This is a genomic window from Streptococcus oralis (assembly GCF_001075675.1).
GTDB lineage: Bacteria > Bacillota > Bacilli > Lactobacillales > Streptococcaceae > Streptococcus > Streptococcus oralis_V.
In genome coordinates this window covers 104325-127440 of record NZ_JUNW01000055.1, presented here as the reverse complement: position 1 = coordinate 127440, position 23116 = coordinate 104325, and the positions used below count along the sequence as shown (strand labels likewise).

The 23116-nt window shown below is 43.1% G+C and carries 28 protein-coding genes, 1 pseudogene and 1 other annotated feature; of the genes and pseudogenes, 23 read left to right on the top strand and 6 right to left on the bottom strand.

Annotated elements, in window-relative coordinates:
- Nucleotides 1–185: 185 nt before the first annotated feature.
- Together yidA and ADM50_RS08455 are read right to left on the bottom strand one after the other, a co-directional pair.
- Nucleotides 186–992, bottom strand: a complete 807-nt coding sequence (yidA, locus tag ADM50_RS08460; protein ID WP_000023482.1) for a sugar-phosphatase — start codon at nt 990–992, stop codon at nt 186–188.
- Between the two features lie 9 nt (nt 993–1001).
- The gene (locus ADM50_RS08455) at nt 1002–2309 is read right to left on the bottom strand and encodes an HD domain-containing protein (RefSeq protein ID WP_001003526.1); all 1308 of its coding nucleotides are present in this window, start codon (nt 2307–2309) and stop codon (nt 1002–1004) included.
- Nucleotides 2310–2380: 71 nt separating this feature from the next.
- On the opposite strand from ADM50_RS08455, the gene ADM50_RS08450 reads away from it, so the two are divergent.
- A complete protein-coding gene (locus ADM50_RS08450; protein WP_002879912.1) occupies nt 2381–2758 on the top strand; it encodes a YwiB family protein in 378 nt (125 codons plus the stop codon).
- A 24-nt stretch (nt 2759–2782) separates the two neighbouring features.
- Here the strand turns inward: ADM50_RS08450 and ADM50_RS08445 are convergent, their stop codons facing one another.
- Nucleotides 2783–3865 (bottom strand): DEAD/DEAH box helicase, encoded by a 1083-nt coding sequence (locus ADM50_RS08445; RefSeq protein WP_000850557.1) that lies wholly within the window; start codon nt 3863–3865, stop codon nt 2783–2785.
- Nucleotides 3862–4839 carry a Gfo/Idh/MocA family protein gene (locus tag ADM50_RS08440; RefSeq protein ID WP_049485323.1) on the bottom strand — a complete coding sequence of 326 codons (978 nt, stop codon included), beginning with the start codon at nt 4837–4839 and terminating at the stop codon, nt 3862–3864. Before ADM50_RS08440 ends, ADM50_RS08445 begins: the two co-directional genes overlap by 4 nt.
- Nucleotides 4840–4994: 155 nt before the next feature.
- Here ADM50_RS08440 and ADM50_RS08435 point away from each other — a divergent pair, with 155 nt between their 5' ends.
- The 4 genes from ADM50_RS08435 to rpmA all read left to right on the top strand — a co-directional run bounded on the left by ADM50_RS08435 (nt 4995) and on the right by rpmA (nt 6851).
- Nucleotides 4995–5675: a YoaK family protein gene (locus ADM50_RS08435; protein WP_049485322.1), complete on the top strand. Its 681-nt coding sequence runs from the start codon at nt 4995–4997 to the stop codon at nt 5673–5675.
- Between the two features lie 69 nt (nt 5676–5744).
- Nucleotides 5745–5832 (top strand) — a sequence feature (ribosomal protein L21 leader region).
- Between the two features lie 34 nt (nt 5833–5866).
- A complete protein-coding gene (gene rplU / locus ADM50_RS08430; protein WP_000109141.1) occupies nt 5867–6181 on the top strand; it encodes a 50S ribosomal protein L21 in 315 nt (104 codons plus the stop codon).
- Nucleotides 6182–6196: 15 nt separating this feature from the next.
- On the top strand, nt 6197–6541 hold the full coding sequence (locus tag ADM50_RS08425; RefSeq protein WP_000613704.1) for a ribosomal-processing cysteine protease Prp: 345 nt from the start codon (nt 6197–6199) through the stop codon (nt 6539–6541).
- A gap of 16 nt (nt 6542–6557) precedes the next feature.
- Nucleotides 6558–6851 (top strand): 50S ribosomal protein L27, encoded by a 294-nt coding sequence (rpmA, locus tag ADM50_RS08420; protein WP_000916509.1) that lies wholly within the window; start codon nt 6558–6560, stop codon nt 6849–6851.
- Between the two features lie 145 nt (nt 6852–6996).
- Here the strand turns inward: rpmA and ADM50_RS09735 are convergent.
- Nucleotides 6997–7092, bottom strand: a pseudogene (locus ADM50_RS09735) (AraC family transcriptional regulator); the annotation flags it as partial.
- Between ADM50_RS09735 and ADM50_RS08415 the strand changes: the two are divergent.
- From ADM50_RS08415 to ADM50_RS08335, 17 genes are all read left to right on the top strand, one after another.
- On the top strand, nt 7085–7993 hold the full coding sequence (locus ADM50_RS08415; RefSeq protein ID WP_001025717.1) for a LysR family transcriptional regulator: 909 nt from the start codon (nt 7085–7087) through the stop codon (nt 7991–7993). The pseudogene ADM50_RS09735 and the gene ADM50_RS08415 overlap by 8 nt on opposite strands.
- Entirely contained in the window at nt 7990–8457 is a 468-nt protein-coding gene (gene lspA, locus ADM50_RS08410) for a signal peptidase II (RefSeq protein ID WP_049485321.1), read from the top strand. Before ADM50_RS08415 ends, lspA begins: the two co-directional genes overlap by 4 nt.
- Nucleotides 8441–9340, top strand: a complete 900-nt coding sequence (locus ADM50_RS08405; protein ID WP_049485320.1) for an RluA family pseudouridine synthase — start codon at nt 8441–8443, stop codon at nt 9338–9340. Before lspA ends, ADM50_RS08405 begins: the two co-directional genes overlap by 17 nt.
- Before the next feature lie 101 nt (nt 9341–9441).
- On the top strand, nt 9442–10551 hold the full coding sequence (gene proB / locus ADM50_RS08400; protein ID WP_049485319.1) for a glutamate 5-kinase: 1110 nt from the start codon (nt 9442–9444) through the stop codon (nt 10549–10551).
- Nucleotides 10552–10560: 9 nt separating this feature from the next.
- Nucleotides 10561–11823, top strand: coding sequence for a glutamate-5-semialdehyde dehydrogenase (locus tag ADM50_RS08395; protein ID WP_049485318.1), 1263 nt, complete (start codon nt 10561–10563; stop codon nt 11821–11823).
- A gap of 3 nt (nt 11824–11826) precedes the next feature.
- The gene (gene proC / locus ADM50_RS08390; protein WP_049485317.1) at nt 11827–12624 is read left to right on the top strand and encodes a pyrroline-5-carboxylate reductase; all 798 of its coding nucleotides are present in this window, start codon (nt 11827–11829) and stop codon (nt 12622–12624) included.
- Between the two features lie 120 nt (nt 12625–12744).
- The gene (gene tmk, locus ADM50_RS08385; RefSeq protein WP_049485316.1) at nt 12745–13383 is read left to right on the top strand and encodes a dTMP kinase; all 639 of its coding nucleotides are present in this window, start codon (nt 12745–12747) and stop codon (nt 13381–13383) included.
- Nucleotides 13380–14270 (top strand): DNA polymerase III subunit delta', encoded by an 891-nt coding sequence (locus tag ADM50_RS08380; protein WP_049485315.1) that lies wholly within the window; start codon nt 13380–13382, stop codon nt 14268–14270. Before tmk ends, ADM50_RS08380 begins: the two co-directional genes overlap by 4 nt.
- 36 nt (nt 14271–14306) lie before the next feature.
- Nucleotides 14307–14624, top strand: coding sequence for a DNA replication initiation control protein YabA (gene yabA, locus ADM50_RS08375; RefSeq protein ID WP_000358229.1), 318 nt, complete (start codon nt 14307–14309; stop codon nt 14622–14624).
- Between the two features lie 2 nt (nt 14625–14626).
- Complete coding sequence (gene rsmI, locus ADM50_RS08370) at nt 14627–15505, top strand: 16S rRNA (cytidine(1402)-2'-O)-methyltransferase (RefSeq protein WP_049485314.1); 879 nt, start codon at nt 14627–14629, stop codon at nt 15503–15505.
- Between the two features lie 133 nt (nt 15506–15638).
- Nucleotides 15639–16973, top strand: coding sequence for a methylenetetrahydrofolate--tRNA-(uracil(54)-C(5))-methyltransferase (FADH(2)-oxidizing) TrmFO (gene trmFO, locus ADM50_RS08365; RefSeq protein WP_049485313.1), 1335 nt, complete (start codon nt 15639–15641; stop codon nt 16971–16973).
- Nucleotides 16974–17056: 83 nt separating this feature from the next.
- Nucleotides 17057–17794 (top strand): UMP kinase, encoded by a 738-nt coding sequence (pyrH, locus tag ADM50_RS08360; protein ID WP_000002996.1) that lies wholly within the window; start codon nt 17057–17059, stop codon nt 17792–17794.
- 7 nt (nt 17795–17801) lie between these two features.
- Nucleotides 17802–18359: a ribosome recycling factor gene (gene frr, locus ADM50_RS08355; protein WP_001262235.1), complete on the top strand. Its 558-nt coding sequence runs from the start codon at nt 17802–17804 to the stop codon at nt 18357–18359.
- Nucleotides 18360–18418: 59 nt separating this feature from the next.
- The gene (gene cvfB / locus ADM50_RS08350) at nt 18419–19273 is read left to right on the top strand and encodes an RNA-binding virulence regulatory protein CvfB (protein WP_049485312.1); all 855 of its coding nucleotides are present in this window, start codon (nt 18419–18421) and stop codon (nt 19271–19273) included.
- Between the two features lie 11 nt (nt 19274–19284).
- A complete protein-coding gene (locus ADM50_RS08345; RefSeq protein ID WP_049485311.1) occupies nt 19285–19890 on the top strand; it encodes a GrpB family protein in 606 nt (201 codons plus the stop codon).
- The gene (locus tag ADM50_RS08340) at nt 19887–20102 is read left to right on the top strand and encodes a YozE family protein (protein WP_001232084.1); all 216 of its coding nucleotides are present in this window, start codon (nt 19887–19889) and stop codon (nt 20100–20102) included. The genes ADM50_RS08345 and ADM50_RS08340 overlap by 4 nt, the downstream gene beginning before the upstream one ends.
- Before the next feature lie 80 nt (nt 20103–20182).
- Complete coding sequence (locus tag ADM50_RS08335) at nt 20183–21169, top strand: PhoH family protein (RefSeq protein ID WP_000658201.1); 987 nt, start codon at nt 20183–20185, stop codon at nt 21167–21169.
- 49 nt (nt 21170–21218) lie between these two features.
- Here the strand turns inward: ADM50_RS08335 and ald are convergent, their stop codons facing one another.
- Nucleotides 21219–22331 (bottom strand): alanine dehydrogenase, encoded by a 1113-nt coding sequence (gene ald, locus ADM50_RS08330; protein WP_044020932.1) that lies wholly within the window; start codon nt 22329–22331, stop codon nt 21219–21221.
- Nucleotides 22332–22507: 176 nt separating this feature from the next.
- Between ald and ADM50_RS08325 the strand changes: the two genes are divergently transcribed.
- Complete coding sequence (locus ADM50_RS08325; RefSeq protein WP_049485310.1) at nt 22508–23077, top strand: GNAT family N-acetyltransferase; 570 nt, start codon at nt 22508–22510, stop codon at nt 23075–23077.
- Nucleotides 23078–23116 lie beyond the last annotated feature (39 nt).

The window sequence follows — 23116 nt, the reverse complement described above, 5'->3', positions numbered from 1 at the left end:
AATAAAGGGCTCTTTGTCAACTGTAGTGGGTTGAAGAAAAGCTAAGCTCGAGAAAGGACAAATTTCGTCCTTTAAATAGGAAAAGCCTTAAAATAAGATTTTTCCTATTTATCGATTCCTGCAGGGGGCAGTAATTAGATATGAAAAACCGCTCTCCTGAGCGGTTTTCGTCTATTCTTGCCTTTTTACAATACCCACGTTCGAATAGCATGAGCAACGCCAGATTCATCATTTGTTTTGGTAATGTATTTGGCGATTTTTTTGAGTTCTGGATTTCCATTTTCCATGACAACGGGGTTGCCAACGACTTCCAGCATGGCGCGGTCATTCTCTTCGTCACCGATCGCCATGGTTTCATCTTTGGTCAATCCGAGTTTTTCAGCTAGATGGGTAATAGCTGAACCCTTGTCTATATTCTTTTTAAGGAGTTCGAGGTAGAAAGGAGCAGATTTGTTGATGGAGTAGCGCTCGTAAAATTCTGCTGGTATCTTTTCAATCGCAGCATCGAGAATTTCCGGTTCATCGATAAACATACACTTGACGATTTCCTTGTCAGCCATTTCTTCAGGGGTGCGGTAGAAGATGGGCATGCTGACGAGGGTTGATTCGTGCACCGTGTACTTTCCGATATTGCGATTGGCAGTATAGATACCGTCCTTGGTAATAGCGTGCATGTGGACACCGAGCTTGCGACTGAGAAATTCCATATCCAGATAATCCTCATAGGTCAAGGATTCGCTGATAATCTCATGGGCAGTAGCAGTTTCTTGAACAAGGGCACCATTGAAGGTTACGACATAGTCACCCTCGTCTCTCAATTGCAAGTCGTCCAGAAGTTTGGCAACACCTGCGATAGGACGACCCGTTGCAATTACGACTTTGACACCAGCTTCTTTGGCATCTTGGATGGCAGAAAAGACTTCCGGAGTGATTTCCTTTTTACTGTTAACCAGGGTACCATCGATATCGACGGCGATTAGTTTAATACTCATAAATTTCCTCTATTCGTTCTTATTTGGGGTAAAATGATCGTTCTCAATCAAGTGTAAAAATTGCTGGGTAACGCTTGCGAAGATGCTGTTTTGGTCCAACATTTCTTTTGGAAAATAGAAACGATTGTCTCCGTGGCGGCTGCCAGCAAGAGATTGGACGATAGGAGACAGGCTAGAGAGTTCTGCCAGTTCACCATTTTTCTGTAGAATCTCAATCTGTGTCCGTGGATTTTCAGATTCGGGACGATAGATATCATAAGGGAGGTCAAAGTTCTTATGAATAGCAGTATAGTAGTCTGGATCAAAGCCGATTTCTTCAACCAGCTGTCTCATGGTTGCGAGTTGGTCTTGGTCTTTTTCTGAAAAAGTAATGGATTTAAAGACCTTGCGGTTGACAAAACGTTGTGACAAGTCGGCTAGTATCTTGTCAGGACTGGTCATCCAGAGTTGGAAGTAGGTATTCATCACGCCGTCATCAAGTGCCAGATAGTCAGATAGAGTAACTTTCTTTTCAAAAAAAGGTAGCAAATGTGGAGAAGTGCGTGCAAAGAAGTCCTTGTCTTCAGGATAGAGTTCCTTGGCGCGTTTGAGGAGATTTTGTAGGAGAACCTCCATGGCCCGTGTTGCTGGGTGGAAATAAACCTGCATATACATCTGGTAGCGACTGAGAACATAGTCTTCGATGGCGTGCATGCCATTGCGCTGAAAGGCGATACCATTTTCGACTGGACGAATGACTCGAAGGATGCGAGTCAGGTCAAATTCCCCATAAGATGCTCCTGTAAAATAGGAGTCGCGCAAGAGATAGTCCATGCGGTCTGCATCAATCTGACTAGAAATGAGCTGTACGACCTGTTTGTTAGGGTAGGTATGGTCAATGACACTGGCTACCTTTTCCGGAAAATCGGGCGCTACTTGTAGCAGGACTTGGTGAATCTCTGTCTCAGGACTTTGGATGATTTCCTGGGTAATGGCCTCATGATCTGTATCAAAGAGATTTTCAAAAGTATGAGAGTAGGCACCATGCCCGAGGTCATGAAGGAGTGCAGCGGTCATAGTCAAGAGAGACTCAGCAGGGTCCCATTCTTCAGGATATTTTTCTTCAAAAATCTCTGTGATGCGTCGTGCAATCTCATAGACCCCCAAACAGTGGGAAAAGCGACTGTGCTCCCCACCATGGAAAGTATAGCTGGAAGTCCCTAGTTGTTTGATACGGCGAAGACGTTGAAATTCTTTTGTATTGATCAAGTCATAGATGACCTGATTGTTTACATGGATGTAGTTGTGAACTGGGTCACGGAATACTTTTTCATTCATATGACCATTATAGCAAAATCCTGCTCTTTTTGGTAAAATAGTAGGACAAGAGACAAGAAAGAGGATTTGATGTGAAGATTCGGATGCGAAATACGATTCAGTTTGATGAACAGTTGGAAGTGATTGACCAGCTTTATGACGTGGAAGTGTGTGAAAAAGGGGATTATAGCTATCTGCTTTTTTATAATGAGGAAAAAGAAAAAGTGGTTCTCAAGTTTCATGGTCAAGAACTGGTGATGACCCGTTTTTCCAATCCGAAGACTATTATGAGATTTCTAAAGGATAGTGATAGTTTAGCCTATATTCCGACTCCAATGGGGATGCAGGAATTTATCATTCAAACGAATCGTTATCAACTGGATGGGCAAAAGATTGAACTCGCCTATCAACTGCAAAACCAAGAGGGACACCCCTTTGCCAGCTATCAATTAGAAATTACTTGGGGATAAGAAAAAGGTTGGCGAATGCCAACCTTATTTGATATAGAGTTCTTGATTTTTTAGGACAATTTCACGAACACTTGCGAATTTCTTGAGTTTTTTCAGTTCTTCAGGATGGGTTACGAGAGTGATAACATAGCCCTCTTTGCCCATGCGACCTGTACGGCCAGCACGGTGGGTATAGGTTTCCATATCTCTAGGGACGTCGAAGTTTACGACACATTCTAGACTATCGATATCAATTCCACGTGCCAAAAGGTCAGTTGCAAGGAGCAGGGTTAGCTGTTTGTTCTTAAATTTTTCTAATATGACTTTTCGAAATTTAACATTGACATCACTAGCGAGGGAGACAGCCAAGACATCACGATACTGTAATTTTTCTTCTGCACTTCCAAGATCTGATAGGCTATTAAAGAAAACTAGTCCGCGGAAATCCTCAACATGAGCCAGCTTTCGTAGCATGTCTACTCGGTGACGTTGGTCTACCTGCATGTAGAAGTGTTGGATGTTGTCCAGTTTTTGATCTGAGAGATCAATGGTGCGCGTGTTTGGTGCAATCTTTTTTTGGTCAAACTTGGTCGTCGCACTCATGTAGATGAGTTGGTGGTCACGAGGTGCGTAGTGGGTGATTTTCTCGACAAAGTGAATTTGAGAATCATCGAGCAATTGATCAAATTCATCCAGGATGATGGTTTCCACATTCATCATCTTGATTTTTTTCAATTTAATCAACTCAAAGATACGGCCAGGTGTTCCAATCAGAATTTCTGGTCCCTTTTTCAGACGCTCAATTTGGCGTTTTTGGCTCGAACCTGATAGAAATAGCTGAGCAGTTAAGCCAGTGGCCTCACCCCAAGTTTTAGTGACTTCAAAAATCTGTCCAGCTAGTTCTGTATTTGGTGCTAGGATCAAGAGTTGTTGGGCTTTTTTCTTTTGCAGTTTGAGAAGACTAGGTAGGAGATAGGCTAAAGTCTTCCCTGTACCAGTGGGACTGACTCCAAGAATATTTTCCCCTTCTGTTATAGGTTCAAAAAGTTGAGTCTGAATGGGAGTGAAGTCTTGGAAACCGAGTTGGTCGCTCAGTTCTTGCCATTCAGTAGGTAGTTTGGTTTTCATTTTTCTGCCTCAAATCTAATGCCAGCAGTCTGGCGCATGGTATAGAGTAAATCATGAACAGAACCTGCATCATCCAGCCAGTTCTGGTAAAGCGTCTGGTCTGGTTGCTGAATCATCTGTGCGAATGCAGCGACTTCCTCAGTCATCGTATGAGGAACCTGTTGGATAGGAAGCTGAACTTGATTTCCTTGGTGGTTAGTAAAAATAGCTGAGCGGACATGCTCAATCGTGTTAAGGGTCAAGGTTCCATCTGCTATGTAAATCTCACAAGGAAGATTGGAAGTGATGTTTTTCCCAGCCTTGATATGAACTTGAAATTCTGGGTAGAAGAGGATACCATCACCATTTAAGTCAATGCTATTGTCAAGCTGTTGAGCATGGTAAGTTGCGTCTTGAGCCTTTCCAAAGAGGCGAATGGTAGCGTAGAGGGGATAAATCCCCAAGTCCATAAGTGCTCCACCAGCAAAACGATCTGAAAAAACATTTGGCGTCTGCCCAGCCAATAAGTCAGGCATCTTGGAAGAATACTTGGCATAGTTGAAATCTGCTCCCCAAATTTGCTTGTCTGCCAAAAAATTCTTGATAGTGGTAAAGGCTTCCTCGTGGTAGTTTCGTGCTGCCTCAAAGATAAAACAGTGATTTTTCTCAGCTGTTTGCCTCAAATCTAGCCACTCTTGTGGCTGAGTGACAGCTGGCTTTTCAAGAATGACGTGCTTACCAGTAGACAAGGCAGCCTTGGCTTGAACAAAATGCAAGGAGTTTGGACTGGCGATATAGACCACATCAAAGGAAGACTTAAACAAGTCTTCTAATTGATCAAAGAGTTGGATATTTTCATAGCGAGAAGCAAAGGTTGCGGCAGTTTCTAGTTTTCTAGAATAGACTGCAACCAGCTGGTATTCTCCGCTAGCATGGGCTGCTTCTATGAAATGATGGCTGATAGCCCCTGTTCCGATAACACCTAATTTAAGCATAAATACTCCTTTTCCGACTTCAAATCCTTCCTTCATTATAACATAGAAAAGAAGGACTATCCAACAGATGGTAAAAATTTTCAAATGGGCTACGAATTTCTTGGAGAAAGTGGTACAATATTTAGATAAGTAGATGAAATGAGAAGGGAGAGAAAATGAGATTATTACCAATAAGAAAAATATCTCGTCAGTCTAAAAGACTAGCGCTTTTTTTGACCTTTTGTGCAGGATATGTCGATGCCTATACCTTTATCGTGCGAGGGAATACCCTAGTGGCTGGACAAACCGGGAATGTTGTTTTTCTCTCTGTAGGACTCATTCAACAAAATGTATCGGATGCCAGTGCTAAAGTAATGACCTTGTTGTCCTTTATGATGGGTGTCTTTTTTCTGACATTGTATAAGGAAAAACTTCGAATTGTTAAAAAGCCGATTTTGTCCTTGATTCCTCTTGCAGTCCTGTCCCTAATTATAGGTTTTGTGCCACAAACGGTTGATAATATCTATCTCGTACCGCCCTTATCCTTTTGTATGGGACTGGTGACAACAGCCTTTGGAGAAGTGTCAGGGATTGCCTATAATAATGCTTTTATGACAGGGAATATCAAACGTACCATGTTGGCTTTTGGAGATTATTTCCGGACCAAGCATACGCCTTTCCTACGAGAGGGCTTGATTTTTGTTAGCTTACTTAGTAGTTTTGTCTTCGGAGTTGTTTTTTCAGCTTATTTGACGATTTACTATCAGGAGAAGACAATTCTAGGTGTTCCTCTTATGATGAGTATCTTCTACTTCAGTATGCTTTTTGCTTCTTGGAGAAAAAAAGGAGAGAAATAGCTTAAATTTGATTGATTTTACTTGTAAGAAAAAAGAAGATATGCTATACTTGAAGAGTTGACTATGCACAATCCTGTGCAACCGCACGAACATCGTTGCTCACATAGTGAGTATAAAGTGGTTCGTCCCACGATGCTAGGCGAGTCTTCACAAAAACACGGGGAAACCCTAAAAATCATAGGAGGTGCATAATGAGCACATACGCAATTATCAAAACTGGCGGAAAACAAGTTAAAGTTGAAGTTGGTCAAGCAGTTTACGTTGAAAAATTGAACGTTGAAGCTGGTCAAGAAGTTACTTTTAACGAAGTTGTTCTTGTTGGTGGTGAAAACACTGTTGTCGGAACTCCACTTGTTGCTGGAGCTACTGTAGTTGGAACTGTTGAAAAACAAGGAAAACAAAAGAAAGTTGTTACTTACAAGTACAAACCTAAAAAAGGTAGTCACCGTAAACAAGGTCACCGTCAACCATATACAAAAGTTGTCATCAACGCGATCAACGCTTAATTTTAAGGAGAACACATGATACAAGCAGTCTTTGAGAGAGCCGAAGATGGCGAGCTGAGGAGTGCGGAAATTACTGGACACGCCGAAAGTGGCGAATACGGCTTAGATGTCGTGTGTGCATCGGTTTCTACGCTTGCCATTAACTTTGTCAATTCCATTGAGAAATTTGCAGGCTACGAACCAATCTTAGAATTAAACGAAGATGAAGGTGGCTATCTAAAGGTTGATATACCAGCGGATCTTCCTTCACACCAGAGAGAAATGACGCAGTTATTCTTCGAATCATTTTTCTTAGGTATGGCAAACTTATCGGAGAACTCTTCTGAGTTCGTCCAAACCAGAGTTATCACAGAAAACTAACACGGAGGAAAACATTATGTTAAAAATGACTCTTAACAACTTGCAACTTTTCGCCCACAAAAAAGGTGGAGGTTCTACATCAAACGGACGCGATTCACAAGCAAAACGTCTTGGAGCTAAAGCAGCTGACGGACAAACTGTAACAGGTGGATCAATCCTTTACCGTCAACGTGGTACACACATCTATCCAGGTGTAAACGTTGGACGTGGTGGAGACGATACTTTGTTCGCTAAAGTTGAAGGCGTAGTACGCTTTGAACGTAAAGGTCGCGATAAAAAACAAGTTTCTGTTTACCCAATCGCTAAATAAAAAGGTCCAGTGAACCTTTTTATCCCGAGCCTTGAAATGAAAAGGCGAGGAAGCTAGAAGTAGCATAAAATAAGGCTTTCCGAGTTTTCGGAGAGCCTATTTTTTTGTTTTGATACACATTTTGAATTTAATAGAGAATAGTTAGATTTAAACTTGCGATGGACACTTTTTTCTTTTTTGGAAAAGTTCTGAAATATGGTATAATGAACAGATAGAGAAGTTGGGGGTAAAAGATGAACATTCAACAATTACGCTATGTTGTGGCCATTGCCAATAGTGGTACTTTCCGTGAAGCTGCTGAAAAGATGTATGTTAGTCAGCCAAGTCTGTCTATTTCTGTGCGCGATTTGGAAAAAGAGCTGGGTTTTAAGATTTTCCGTCGGACGAGTTCGGGGACTTTTTTGACCCGTCGTGGTATGGAATTTTATGAGAAAGCGCAGGAATTGGTCAAAGGATTTGATGTTTTTCAAAATCAATATGCCAATCCTGAGGAAGAAAAGGATGAATTTTCCATTGCCAGCCAGCACTATGACTTCTTGCCACCAACGATTACGGCCTTTTCGGAACGTTATCCTGACTACAAGAACTTTCGTATTTTTGAGTCTACCACAGTTCAAATTTTAGACGAAGTGGCTCAAGGACATAGTGAGATTGGGATTATCTACCTCAACAATCAAAATAAAAAGGGCATCATGCAACGGGTTGAAAAGCTTGGTTTAGAAGTTATTGAACTAATTCCTTTCCAGACTCACATTTATCTTCGTGAAGGGCATCCTTTAGCACAGAAAGAGGAATTGGTCATGGAGGACCTAGCGGATTTACCAACGGTTCGGTTTACTCAGGAAAAGGATGAGTATCTATACTATTCAGAGAACTTTGTCGACACCAGCGCGAGCTCGCAGATGTTCAATGTGACCGACCGTGCTACTTTGAATGGTATTTTGGAGCGGACAGATGCCTATGCGACTGGATCTGGATTTTTAGATAGTGACAGTGTTAATGGCATCACAGTCATTCGTCTCAAGGATAATCTAGATAATCGCATGGTCTACGTCAAACGGGAAGAGGTGGAGCTTAGCCAAGCTGGGACTCTTTTCGTTGAGGTTATGCAAGAATATTTTGATCAAAAGAGGAAATCATGAAAAAAAGAGGAATAGTAGCAGTCATTGTACTGCTTTTGATTGGGCTGGATCAGTTGGTCAAAAATTATGTTGTCCAGCAGATTCCACTGGGTGAAGTTCGTTCGTGGATCCCCAATCTCGTTAGCTTGACCTATCTGCAAAATCGTGGGGCAGCCTTCTCCATGCTGCAAGATCAGCAGTGGTTATTTGCTGTCATTACACTGGTCGTCATGGTAGGTGCCATTTGGTATCTACATAAACACATGGAGGATTCTCTCTGGTTGGTTTTTGGACTGACCTTGATAATCGCTGGAGGTCTGGGAAACTTTATCGACAGAATGAGTCAAGGTTTTGTGGTGGATATGTTTCACCTAGACTTTATCAACTTTGCGATTTTCAATGTTGCTGACAGCTATTTGACAGTTGGTGTGATTATTCTATTGATTGCAATGCTTAAAGAGGAAGTAAATGGAAATAAAAATTGAAACTGGTGGGCAACGTCTAGACAAGGCTCTGTCGGACCTGACAGAATTGTCACGCAGTCTCGCGAATGAACAAATCAAGGCTGGACAAGTTTTGGTTAATGGGCAAGTAAAGAAAGCAAAATACACTGTCCAAGAGGGGGATATCGTCAGCTACCATGTGCCAGAACCGGAGATTTTAGAATATGTGACTGAAGATATTCCGCTAGATATCATCTACCAAGATGAGGATGTGGCCGTTGTTAACAAACCTCAGGGGATGGTGGTTCATCCGAGCGCCGGTCATACAAGTGGAACCTTGGTCAATGCCCTCATGTATCATATAAAAGACTTGTCAGGTATCAATGGTGTTCTCCGACCGGGTATCGTTCACCGTATTGATAAGGACACGTCGGGTCTCCTCATGATTGCGAAGAATGATGAGGCCCACTTAGCACTTGCCCAAGAACTCAAGGATAAGAAGTCTCTCCGCAAATACTGGGCGATTGTTCATGGCAATCTTCCCAATGATCGTGGTGTGATTGAAGCTCCGATTGGTCGTAGTGAAAAAGATCGTAAGAAACAGGCAGTGACTGCTAAAGGGAAGCCAGCAGTGACTCGTTTTCAAGTCTTGGAACGCTTTGGAGATTATAGTTTGCTAGAGTTGCAACTGGAAACAGGGCGTACTCACCAAATCCGTGTTCATATGGCTTATATTGGCCATCCAGTCGCTGGTGATGAAGTCTATGGTCCTCGTAAGACACTGAAGGGACATGGGCAATTTCTCCATGCTAAGACTCTAGGCTTTACTCATCCGAGAACAGGTGAAACCTTGGAGTTCACAGCAGATATTCCAGAGATTTTTAAAGAAACGCTGGAAAGATTGCGTAAAACTGAGAATAGATAAAAGAGTTGAGATGCCTTGTCTCAACCTTTTTCATTTCAAGTCTTTTCTATTTTAAAGTATTCATGTTATAATGGATAAATATGAAGAATCGGAGTGAGAATATGAAGTACAAACGAATCGTCTTTAAGGTAGGGACTTCCTCCTTGACAAATGAAGACGGGAGTTTATCAAGGAGTAAAGTAAAGGCAATTACCCAGCAATTGGCTATGCTACATGAAGCTGGACATGAGTTGATTTTAGTGTCATCTGGGGCAGTTGCCGCTGGATTTGGAGCTTTGGGTTTTAAAAAACGTCCGACCAAGATTGCAGATAAACAAGCTTCGGCTGCAGTTGGTCAGGGACTTTTGTTGGAGGAATACACAACCAACCTCCTCATGCGCCAGATCGTTTCTGCACAAATCTTGCTGACACAGGATGATTTTGTAGATAAGCGTCGCTATAAGAATGCCCACCAGGCCTTGTCTGTATTGCTTCATCGTGGTGCAATCCCCATCATCAACGAGAATGACAGTGTCGTTATTGATGAGCTCAAGGTCGGGGACAATGACACTCTGAGTGCCCAGGTAGCGGCGATGGTTCAAGCAGACCTTTTAGTTCTCTTGACCGATGTGGACGGTCTCTATACTGGAAATCCCAACTCAGATCCAACAGCTAAACGTCTTGAGAAAATCGAGACTATCAATCGTGAGATTATTGATATGGCTGGTGGAGCAGGTTCGTCAAACGGTACTGGGGGCATGCTGACAAAAATCAAAGCTGCAACTATTGCGACGGAGTCAGGTGTGCCAGTCTATATTTGCTCCTCCTTGAAATCTGATGCCTTGATTGAGGCAGCTGAAGAAACTAGGGATGGTTCCTTCTTTGTTGCGCAAGAGAAGGGACTTCGTACCCAGAAACAATGGCTGGCCTTCTATGCTCAAAGTCAGGGAACGATTTGGGTAGATGGTGGAGCTGCAGAGGCACTTTCAAAAAACGGGAAAAGTCTCCTTTTATCAGGCGTGGTAGAAGTGGAAGGAAATTTCTCTTACCACGATATTGTCACAGTAGCAGATAAAGAAACAGGTCAATCTCTTGGAAAGGGACGTGTCCAATTTGGCGTCTCAGCCCTAGAAGATATGCTCCGTTCTCAAAAAGCTAAGGGAGTCTTGATTCACCGTGATGACTGGATTTCCATCACTCCTGAAATCCAGCTGCTCTTTACAGAATTTTAGAGGTGAACGATGGTAAGTACACAAGAACAATTCGAACAGGTACAGGCTGTTAAGAAATCAATCAATACTGCTTGTGAAGTAGTGAAAAACCAAGCCTTGCTAGCCATGGCTGATTATTTATTGGCAGCTACTGAGGAGATTTTAGAGGCCAATGCTCTCGATATGGCAGCGGCCAAGGGGAAAATCTCAGATGTCATGCTAGACCGTCTTTATTTGGATGAGGGACGTATAGAAGCGATGGCAAGAGGGATTCGTGAAGTGGTTGCTTTACCAGATCCCATTGGTGAAGTCTTAGAGACAAGTCATCTTGAAAATGGCTTGCTTATTACCAAGAAACGTGTGGCTATGGGTGTTATCGGAATTATCTATGAAAGCCGTCCAAATGTGACGTCGGATGCAGCTGCCTTGGCTCTTAAGAGTGGAAATGCAGTCGTTCTTCGTAGTGGCAAAGATGCCTATCAAACTGCTCATGCTATTGTCACAGCTTTGAAGAAGGGCTTGGAGACGACCACAATCCATCCAGATGTGATTCAACTGGTGGAAGATACTAGCCGTGAAAGTAGCTATGCTATGATGAAGGCCAAGGGTTATCTAGATCTTCTCATACCTCGTGGAGGGGCTGGCTTGATCAATGCGGTGGTTGAAAATGCTATCGTGCCTGTTATTGAGACAGGAACTGGGATTGTCCATGTCTATGTAGATAAGGATGCAGACGAAGATAAGGCTCTGTCTATCATCAACAATGCTAAAACCAGCCGTCCTTCTGTTTGTAATGCCATGGAAGTTTTGCTGGTTCATGAAGACAAGGCAGCAGATTTCCTTCCTCGCTTGGAGAAAGTGCTGGTTACAAGTCGGGAAGAAGCTGGGCTGGAACCGATTCAATTCCGCTTGGATAGTAAAGCAAGTCAGTTTGTTTCAGGTCAAGCAGCTGAGGCTCAAGACTTTGACACTGAGTTTTTAGACTATGTCCTAGCGGTTAAGGTTGTGAGCAGTTTAGAAGAAGCGGTTGCGCACATTGAAGCCCACAGTACCCATCATTCGGACGCCATTGTGACGGAAAATGCTGAGGCTGCAGCTTACTTTACAGATCAAGTGGACTCTGCAGCAGTCTATGTTAATGCCTCAACTCGTTTTACAGATGGGGGCCAATTTGGTCTTGGTTGTGAAATGGGGATTTCTACTCAGAAACTGCATGCGCGTGGTCCAATGGGCTTAAAAGAGTTGACCAGCTACAAGTATGTGGTTACGGGTGACGGACAGATAAGGGAGTAAGAAATGAGGATTGGATTTATCGGTTTGGGGAATATGGGTGCTAGCTTGGCCAAGGCTGTCTTGCAGGCTAGACCGTCAGATGAGATTCTCCTTGCCAATCGTAGTCAAGCGAAAGTGGATGCTTTCATTGCCGACTTTGGCGGTCAAGCTTCTAGTAATGACGAAATCTTCGCAGAAGCAGATATGATTTTTCTAGGTGTTAAGCCAGCCCAGTTCTCAGACTTGCTTTCTCAATATCAGACCATTCTTGAAAAACGAGAGAGTCTTCTTTTGATTTCCATGGCAGCTGGATTGACTTTAGAAAAACTAGCGAGTCTTATCCCAAGTCAACACCGAATTATTCGTATGATGCCAAATACCCCTGCTTCTATTGGTCAAGGAGTGATTAGTTATGCCTTGTCTCCTAATTGCAGGGCTGAGGACAGTGATCTCTTTTGTCAGCTTTTAACCAAGGCTGGACTCTTGGTTGAACTTGGGGAAGGCTTAATCGACGCGGCGACAGGTCTTGCAGGCTGTGGGCCGGCCTTTGTCTATCTTTTTATAGAGGCTTTGGCAGATGCGGGCGTTCAGACGGGATTGCCAAGAGAAACGGCATTGAAAATGGCAGCCCAAACAGTAGTCGGCGCTGGACAAATGGTCCTCGAAAGCCAGCAACATCCTGGAGTTTTGAAAGACCAAGTTTGCAGTCCAGGTGGTTCGACTATCGCTGGTGTAGCAAGTCTGGAAGAACATGCCTTTAGAGGTACCGTCATGGACGCAGTTCAGCAAGCTTACAAACGAACACAAGAATTAGGTAAATAAGAGGTTGGATGACTCCCAGCCTCTTTTATGGTCGATTGAATGGAGAAGACACAAAAAGATTGTCACAAAAATCTATTTTTTTGATAGAATAGAAGGTAGAAAAAAAGAAATGAGTTAGACATGTCAAAAGGATTTTTAGTCTCTCTTGAGGGACCGGAGGGAGCAGGAAAGACCAGCGTTTTAGAGGCTCTACTCCCAATTTTAGAGGAAAAAGGAGTAGAGGTGCTGACGACCCGTGAGCCAGGTGGAGTCTTGATTGGGGAGAAGATTCGTCAAGTGATTTTGGACCCAAGTCATACACAGATGGATCCTAAAACAGAGCTCCTTCTCTATATCGCAAGTCGCAGACAGCACTTGGTGGAAAAAGTTCTCCCTGCTCTTGAAGCTGGTAAGTTGGTCATTATGGACCGCTTCATCGATAGTTCCGTTGCTTATCAGGGATTTGGCCGTGGATTGGATATTGATGCCATTGATTGGCTCAATCACTTTGCGACAGATGGCCTCAAACCCGACTTGACACTCTATTTTGACATTGAGGTGGAAGAAGGACTGGCTCGCATTGCTGCTAATAGTGATCGGGAGGTCAATCGTTTGGACTTGGAAGGTTTGGACTTGCACAAAAAAGTCCGTCAAGGCTACCTTTCTCTTCTGGAAAAAGAAGGAAATCGCATTGTCAAGATTGATGCGAGTCTTCCCTTGGAGCAAGTTGTGGAAGTTACCAAGGCTGTCTTGTTTGAGAGAATGGGATTGGCAAAATGAAACAAGATCAACTAAGGGCTTGGCAACCAGACCAGTTTGACCGCTTTGTCCGTATCCTAGAACAAGACCAGCTCAATCACGCCTATCTCTTTTCAGGTTTCTTTGGAAGTTTGGAAATGGCGCAATTTTTGGCTAAAAGTCTTTTCTGTACGGATAAAGTAGGCGTTTTACCATGTGAGAACTGCCGAAACTGCAAGCTGATTGAACAGGAAGAATTTCCCGATGTTACCTTGATTAAGCCAGTCAATCAGGTCATCAAGACAGAACGCATTCGGGAATTGGTGGGCCAGTTTTCCCAAACAGGGATTGAAAGCCAGCAGCAGGTTTTTATTATCGAGCAGGCGGAGAAAATGCATCCCAACGCAGCTAACTCTCTGCTCAAGGTCATCGAAGAACCCCAGAGTGAAGTTTACATTTTCTTCTTAACTAGTGATGAGGAAAAAATTTTACCGACCATCCGTAGTCGGACCCAGATTTTTAACTTTAAAAAGCAAGAAGAAAAGCTCATCCATCAATTAGAACAAGCAGGTCTGGTCAAGAAAAAAGCGACTCTTTTAGCCCAGTTCTGTCAATCACGAGCTGAAGCTGAAAAGTTGGTCAATCAAGCAAGTTTTTGGACCTTGGTGGATGAAAGTGAGCGCCTGCTGACTTGGTTAGTAGCTAAGAAAAAAGAGAGTTATTTGCAGGTAGCCAAATTAACCAGCTTGGCAGATGACAAGGAAAAACAAGATCAGGTTTTGCGAATCCTCGAAGTCCTCTGTGGTCAGGATCTCTTGCAAGCAAGAATACGACAGATTTTACAAAATTTGCTAGGAGCTAGAAAAATGTGGCTGGCTAATGTCAGCTTTCAAAATGCCATGGAATATCTGGTTTTGAAAGAAATATAAACTCAATGAAGGATAAAGAAAGGAAAGGGCTGGTTTATGGACAAAAAAGAATTATTTGACGCGCTAGACGATTTTTCCCAACAGTTATTGGTGACCTTGGCCGATGTAGAAGCCATCAAGAAAAATCTCAAGAGCCTGGTAGAGGAAAATACAGCTCTTCGCTTGGAAAATAGTAAGTTGCGCGAACGCTTAGGCGAGGTGGAGGCAGATACACCTGTTAAGGCCAAGCATGTTCGTGAAAGCGTCCGTCGGATCTATAAGGACGGTTTTCACGTATGTAATGATTTTTATGGACAACGCCGAGAGCAGGACGAGGAATGCATGTTCTGTGATGAGTTGTTATATAGGGAGTAAGCATGCAGATTCAAAAAAGTTTTAAGGGACAATCTCCCTATGGCAAGCTTTACCTAGTAGCAACCCCGATTGGCAATCTAGATGACATGACCTTTCGTGCCATTCAGACCTTGAAAGAAGTGGACTGGATTGCGGCTGAGGACACGCGCAATACAGGCCTTTTGCTCAAGCATTTTGACATTTCCACCAAGCAGATCAGTTTTCATGAGCACAATGCCAAGGAAAAAATTCCTGATTTGATTGGTTTCTTGAAATCAGGGCAAAGTATTGCTCAGGTATCCGATGCGGGTCTGCCAAGCATCTCGGACCCTGGGCATGATTTGGTCAAGGCAGCTATTGAGGAAGAAATCGCAGTTGTTACCGTTCCGGGTGCCTCTGCAGGAATTTCTGCCTTGATTGCCAGTGGTTTAGCACCACAACCACATATCTTTTACGGTTTCTTACCGAGAAAATCAGGCCAGCAAAAGCAATTTTTCGACTTAAAAAAAGATTACCCAGAAACACAAATTTTCTATGAATCGCCCCATCGTGTAGCGGATACATTGGGAAATATGCTAGAAGTCTACGGTGACCGCTCGGTGGTCTTGGTTAGAGAATTGACCAAAATCTATGAAGAATACCAACGAGGAAAGATTTCAGAGCTACTAGAAAGTATTGCTGAAACGCCACTCAAGGGTGAATGCCTTCTCATTGTTGAAGGTGCCAGTCAGGATGTGGAGGAAAAGGACGAGGAGGACTTGTTTTCAGATATCCAATCACGCATCCAAGAAGGAATGAAGAAAAATCAAGCCATAAAGGAAGTTGCGAAACTCTACCAGTGGAATAAAAGTCAGCTCTACGCTGCCTACCACGATTGGGAAGAAAATCAAGAAAATGACTAAACAGGGAAGTTTGCCTTCTTCCCTTTTTTTGTTATACTAGTAGAAGAAAAATTAGAAAGATTTGTGGGTGTCAAATAGTCTAGTAGCTTGTTTTTATTTGGACTTGGTTTCCACCCAAAGAGGTATTAGTGTCGTGTCTCAATCTTATATCAATGTTATCGGAGCAGGTTTGGCAGGGTCTGAAGCTGCCTACCAAATCGCAGAACGTGGTATTCCAGTTAAACTCTATGAAATGCGTGGTGTCAAGTCAACTCCTCAGCACAAAACAGACAATTTTGCTGAATTGGTTTGTTCCAATTCCTTACGTGGGGATGCCCTGACAAATGCTGTTGGGCTCCTCAAGGAAGAAATGCGTCGCTTGGGTTCTGTCATTTTGGAATCTGCTGAAGCTACACGTGTTCCTGCTGGTGGAGCCCTTGCGGTGGACCGTGATGGTTTCTCAAAAATGGTGACCGAAAAAGTGGCCAATCATCCCTTGATTGAAGTGGTTCGTGATGAAATTACAGAATTGCCGACCGATGTTATTACAGTTGTCGCTACTGGTCCTTTAACCAGTGATGCCCTAGCTGAGAAGATTCATGCCCTTAATGACGGTGATGGTTTCTATTTCTATGACGCGGCGGCGCCGATTATCGACGTTAATACCATCGATATGAACAAGGTCTATCTCAAGTCTCGTTATGACAAGGGAGAGGCGGCCTACCTCAATGCTCCAATGACCAAGCAAGAGTTTATGGATTTTCATGAAGCCTTGGTCAATGCTGAAGAAGCACCGCTCAATTCCTTTGAAAAAGAAAAGTACTTTGAAGGTTGTATGCCTATCGAAGTCATGGCTAAACGTGGCATTAAAACCATGCTTTATGGCCCTATGAAACCAGTCGGTCTGGAGTATCCAGATGACTACACAGGACCTCGTGATGGAGAATTTAAAACTCCTTATGCAGTTGTCCAACTTCGTCAGGACAATGCGGCTGGTAGCCTCTACAATATCGTCGGGTTCCAGACCCACCTCAAATGGGGAGAACAAAAACGTGTCTTCCAAATGATTCCAGGTCTTGAAAATGCGGAGTTTGTCCGTTATGGGGTCATGCACCGCAATTCTTACATGGATTCACCTAATCTCCTTGAACAGACTTATCGTTCTAAGAAACAACTAAACCTTTTCTTTGCTGGTCAAATGACGGGTGTGGAAGGCTATGTTGAGTCAGCAGCTTCGGGCTTAGTTGCGGGTATTAACGCTGCTCGTCTCTTTAAAGGAGACAGCGAGGCTATTTTCCCAGAAACAACAGCGATTGGAAGTCTAGCGCATTACATCACCCATGCGGACAGCAAACACTTCCAGCCCATGAATGTCAACTTCGGTATTATCAAGGAATTGGAAGGCGAGCGTATCCGTGATAAGAAGGCTCGTTATGAAAAAATTGCAGAGCGTGCTCTTACCGACTTAGAGGAATTTTTAACGGTTTAATTTTTTTGAAAGAATTGCTCATGATACTATAAAAATCTTAGAAATTGTGATAAAATAGGTAGGATAAAAAAAGGAGAGTAAAAATGGCGAATCCCAAGTATAAACGTATTTTAATCAAGTTATCAGGTGAAGCCCTTGCCGGTGAACGTGGCGTAGGGATTGATATCCAAACAGTTCAAACAATCGCAAAAGAGATTCAAGAAGTTCATAGTCTAGGGATCGAAATTGCCCTTGTTATTGGTGGAGGAAATCTCTGGCGTGGAGAACCTGCTGCAGAAGCAGGAATGGACCGTGTTCAGGCCGATTACACTGGAATGCTTGGGACCGTGATGAATGCTCTTGTGATGGCAGATTCATTGCAGCAAGTTGGTGTCGATACGCGTGTGCAAACTGCCATTGCCATGCAACAAGTGGCAGAGCCGTACGTACGTGGACGTGCCCTTCGTCATCTTGAAAAAGGCCGCATCGTTATCTTTGGTGCTGGGATTGGTTCACCTTACTTCTCAACAGATACAACAGCTGCCCTTCGTGCAGCTGAAATCGAAGCGGATGCCATTCTGATGGCTAAAAATGGGGTAGACGGTGTTTACAATGCCGATCCTAAGAAAGACAAAACTGCCGTTAAGTTTGAAGAATTGACCCACCGTGACGTTATCAATAAAGGTCTTCGTATCATGGACTCAACTGCTTCAACCCTCTCTATGGACAACGACATTGACTTGGTTGTCTTCAATATGAATCAACCAGGCAACATCAAACGTGTCGTATTTGGTGAAAATATCGGAACAACAGTTTCAAACAATATCGAAGAAAAGGAATAAGAAAATTATGGCTAATGCAATTGTAGAAAAAGCTAAAGAGAGAATGACCCAGTCTCACCAATCACTTGCTCGTGAATTTGGTGGTATCCGTGCCGGTCGTGCCAACGCGAGCTTGCTAGACCGTATCCACGTAGAATACTATGGAGTCGAAACTCCTCTTAACCAAATCGCTTCAATTACCATTCCAGAAGCGCGTGTTTTGTTGGTAACACCATTTGACAAGTCTTCATTGAAAGACATCGAACGTGCCTTGAACGCTTCTGATCTTGGTATCACACCAGCTAATGATGGTTCTGTGATCCGCTTGGTTATCCCTGCCCTTACAGAAGAAACTCGTCGTGACCTTGCTAAAGAAGTGAAGAAGGTTGGTGAAAATGCTAAAGTGGCTGTCCGCAACATCCGCCGCGACGCTATGGACGAAGCTAAGAAGCAAGAAAAAGCAAAAGAAATCACTGAAGACGAATTGAAGACTCTTGAAAAAGATATTCAAAAAGTAACAGACGATGCTGTGAAACACATCGACGACATGACTGCCAATAAAGAAAAAGAAATCTTGGAAGTCTAAAAATAAACAGAAAAACTCAGTTGGCATTGCTGGCTGAGTTTTATTCGAAAGAAGGAAATATGAATACAAATCTTGCAAGTTTTATCGTTGGACTCATCATCGATGAAAATGACCGTTTTTACTTTGTGCAAAAGGATGGTCAGACCTATGCTCTTGCTAAGGAAGAAGGTCAACATACAGTAGGGGATACGGTCAAAGGTTTCGCCTACACGGATATGAATCAAAAACTCCGCCTGACAACCTTAGAAGTGACTGCCACTCAGGACCAATTTGGTTGGGGAACCGTAACAGAAGTTCGTAAGGATTTGGGTGTCTTTGTCGATACTGGTCTACCTGACAAGGAAATCGTTGTGTCACTCGATATCCTCCCTGAGTTCAAGGAACTCTGGCCTAAGAAGGGTGACAAACTCTACATCCGCCTTGAAGTGGACAAGAAAGACCGAATCTGGGGACTCTTGGCTTATCAAGAAGATTTCCAACGTCTGGCTCGTCCTGCTTACAACAACATGCAGAACCAAAACTGGCCAGCCATTGTTTACCGTCTCAAGCTATCAGGAACTTTTGTTTACCTACCAGAGAATAACATGCTTGGTTTTATCCATCCCAGCGAACGTTATGCAGAGCCACGTTTGGGGCAAGTGTTAGATGCGCGGGTCATCGGTTTCCGTGAAGTGGACCGTACCTTGAACCTATCCCTCAAACCACGTTCCTTTGAAATGTTGGAAAATGATGCTCAGATGATTTTGACCTACTTGGAAAGCAATGGCGGTTTCATGACCTTAAATGATAAGTCATCTCCTGAGGACATCAAGGCAACCTTTGGCATTTCTAAAGGTCAGTTCAAGAAAGCACTCGGTGGCTTGATGAAGGCTGGCAAAATCAAGCAAGACCAGTTTGGTACAGAGTTGATTTAGGTCTTATAGACATGACAAAGAAACTTGAAGAAATGAGTTTAGAGGAACTCTGGCAACTTTTTCCTATTTTTCTAGTAGAGCACAGGTCAGAGTGGAAAGACTGGTATGAATCGGAAAAAACAAGTCTGAAAAAAATATTGGGTACAAATGTTATTAAAAGAATAGAACATATCGGTAGCACTGCTATCCCTAATATTTGGGCCAAAAATATCGTTGATATTCTGTTAGAAGTAGGTAGAATAGAGGATTTAGCAAGAGTTAGGGATTTATTGGTGAAGAATGGTTGGCTAGTGATGTCAGAGAGTCCTAACAGGATTTCGCTAAATAAAGGATATACAGATCAGGGATTTGCTGAGAAAGTTTTTCATTTACATTTGCGAATGACGGGAGATCATGACGAGATTTATTTTAGAGATTATCTCTGCCAGCATCCTGATATCGCCCAAGCGTATCAGGAATTAAAACTAAGTTTGTGGAAAAAATTTGAACACAATCGAGACGCCTATACAGATGCTAAAACAGATTTTATAAACCACTACGTTTCAGAGGCTAAGTCCAGTAATTTTCAAGAATCAGAAAAGTGTCATCAAAAAACTCTTGATAGGAGAAAGAATTGAGAAAATCATTTTACACTTGGCTCATGACCGAGCGCAATCCTAAAAGTAATAGCCCAAAAGCCATCTTGGCAGATCTCGCTTTTGAGGAGTCAGCTTTTCCAAAACACACGGATGATTTTGATGAGGTGAGTCGCTTTTTGGAGGAGCATGCCAGCTTCTCTTTTAACCTAGGAGACTTTGACGCCATCTGGCAAGAATACTTAGAACACTAGAGACAATGAGATGAGGCTAGTATTTTATTGTTCTCTTTGCTATAATAAAAAGAAATAAACGGATTAGAGAGGTTCTTTATTTGAAGGAACATTCAATAGACATTCAACTGAGTCATCCAGATGACTTGTTCCATCTTTTTGGTTCCAATGAGCGCCATCTTCGTTTGATGGAAGAAGAGCTCGATGTGGTGATTCATGCTCGTACGGAGATTGTGCAGGTTTTGGGCGAAGAGACTGCCTGTGAGGAAGCCCGTCAGGTTATTCAGGCTTTGATGGTCTTGGTAAATCGTGGAATGACAGTCGGCACGCCAGATGTGGTGACTGCGATTAGCATGGTCAAAAACGATGAAATCGACAAGTTTGTCGCCCTTTACGAAGAAGAAATTATCAAGGACAATACTGGGAAACCAATTCGTGTCAAAACCTTGGGTCAAAAGCTTTATGTGGACAGTGTCAAACAGCATGATGTGACCTTTGGAATCGGACCTGCAGGGACAGGGAAGACCTTTCTTGCAGTGACCTTGGCAGTGACTGCCCTTAAACGCGGGCAGGTCAAGCGGATTATCCTTACTCGTCCAGCAGTGGAAGCAGGTGAGAGTCTAGGATTTCTTCCGGGTGATCTCAAGGAGAAGGTCGATCCTTATCTTCGACCAGTTTATGATGCCTTGTATCAGATTCTCGGGAAAGACCAAACGACCCGTCTCATGGAGCGTGAGATTATCGAAATCGCGCCCCTTGCCTATATGCGTGGCCGGACTTTGGATGATGCCTTTGTCATTCTCGATGAGGCACAAAATACGACCATCATGCAGATGAAGATGTTCTTGACTCGTTTAGGCTTTAATTCGAAGATGATTGTCAATGGAGATATCAGCCAGATTGACCTGCCACGTAATGTTAAGTCCGGTTTGATTGATGCTCAAGAAAAGCTCAAGAACATTCACCAAATCGACTTTGTTCATTTTTCAGCCAAGGATGTGGTTCGCCATCCAGTTGTCGCTCAGATTATCCGAGCTTATGAACCGGCTCCAGTTAAGGTTGAAGAAAAGAACCAAGAAACAGAATAGCAAAAGAGCAGTTCAATTTGAACTGCTCTTTTTTAATGAGTGTATAGCTTTAAACAAGTTCGTTGATAGAAGTATGATCTTTATCGAGTCCTTGAGCAACTGGGAGGCTGGTTAAGTAACCTTTATAAGTGGTCACACCTTGACGCAAGCCTTCATCTTCAGCAATTGCTTGTGCGAATCCTTTGCCAGCCAGAGCTTCGATATAAGGAAGAGTGACATTGGTTAGGGCGATAGTAGAGGTACGAGCAACTGCACCAGGGATATTGGCAACGGCATAGTGGAGAACACCGTATTTTTCATAGACAGGTTCATCGTGCGTTGTCACACGGTCAGCTGTCTCGATAACGCCACCTTGGTCAACGGCAACATCAACGATGACAGAGCCTGGACGCATTTGTTTGACCATCTCATCTGTCACCAATTTCGGTGCTTTGGCACCAGGGATGAGAACTGCACCAATCACCACATCAGCATCTCTCACACTTGCTTCGATGTTGAATGAATTAGACATAAGAGTTTGAATTTGGTTTCCAAAGACTTCTTCTAGAACCGAGAGACGCTTAGCGCTGATATCTAAAATAGTCACTTGAGCACCAAGACCAAGGGCAATGCGGGCAGCATGTGTACCGACGACACCACCACCGATGATAGTTACTTTTCCTTTTGGAACGCCTGGTACACCACCTAGTAGGACACCAGAACCACCAGCTTGCTTAGTAAGGAAGTGGGCTCCGATTTGAACAGCCATACGACCAGCAACCTCACTCATAGGAACGAGGAGTGGTAGTTGTCCTTGATTATCACGAACAGTTTCATAGGCAACTCCTGTTGTTTTTGCTGCTAGCATAGCATCTGCTAATTCTGGAGCAGCGGCCATGTGCAAGTAGGTGAAGAGGAGAAGATCGTCGCGCAAATAACCATATTCAGAAGCTAGTGGTTCTTTTACTTTCACGACCAACTCGGCAGCCCAAGCTTCAGCAGCAGTAGCGACAATCTCAGCTCCTTGCTTTTGATAGTCAGCATCAGTAAATCCTGAACCTAGACCAGCATTTGTTTCGATGAGGACACGATGTCCACGGCTGACTAAACTATGGACGCCAGCAGGAGTGAGGGCAACGCGGTTTTCGTTATTTTTAATTTCTTTTGGGATTCCGATTAACATAGAGATAACCTACCTTTCAATTGACGGTCTTGTTTTAGTTGTCACATTTTAGTTCATAAATCAAAAATGTGATGGTTTTATTGTATATGAAACCGCTTCAAAAATCAAGAAAAACTTGTCATCCAAATTTATTTATGCTAGACTAGTGAGAATCAAGCTCTAATGGAGGGAAAAGTATGGAATCAATATTTGTGAAATTTGCCCAGTATCCATCAATAGAAACGGAGCGTTTGTTGCTCCGACCTGTAACCTTGGACGATGCAGAAGCTATGTTTGAGTATGCCTCAGACAGAGAAAATACACGCTACACTTTTCCAACAAATCAAAGCCTAGAAGAAACCAAGAACAACATCGCTCAGTTTTACTTGGCTAGTCCCTTGGGCCGTTGGGGAATCGAATTAAAAAGCAATGGTCAGTTTATTGGTACCATTGACTTGCACAAGATCGACCCCCTTCTCAAAAAAGCAGCTATTGGTTACATTATCAACCAAAAGTATTGGAATCAGGGATTGATGACAGAAGCCAATCGTGCCGTGATTGAACTGGCTTTTGAGAAGATTGGAATGAACAAGTTGACCGCTCTTCACGATAAAGACAATCCCGCATCAGGAAAGGTCATGGAGAAATCAGGTATGCGTTTTTCCCACGAAGAACCCTATGCCAGAATGGATAATAAAGAACCAGGTCGAATGATCACAAGGGTTCATTATGTCTTGACTAAGGAAGACTATTTTGCAAATAAATAAGCAGGTGAAAAGATTTTTCAGCTGTTTTTTTCTTTCTCT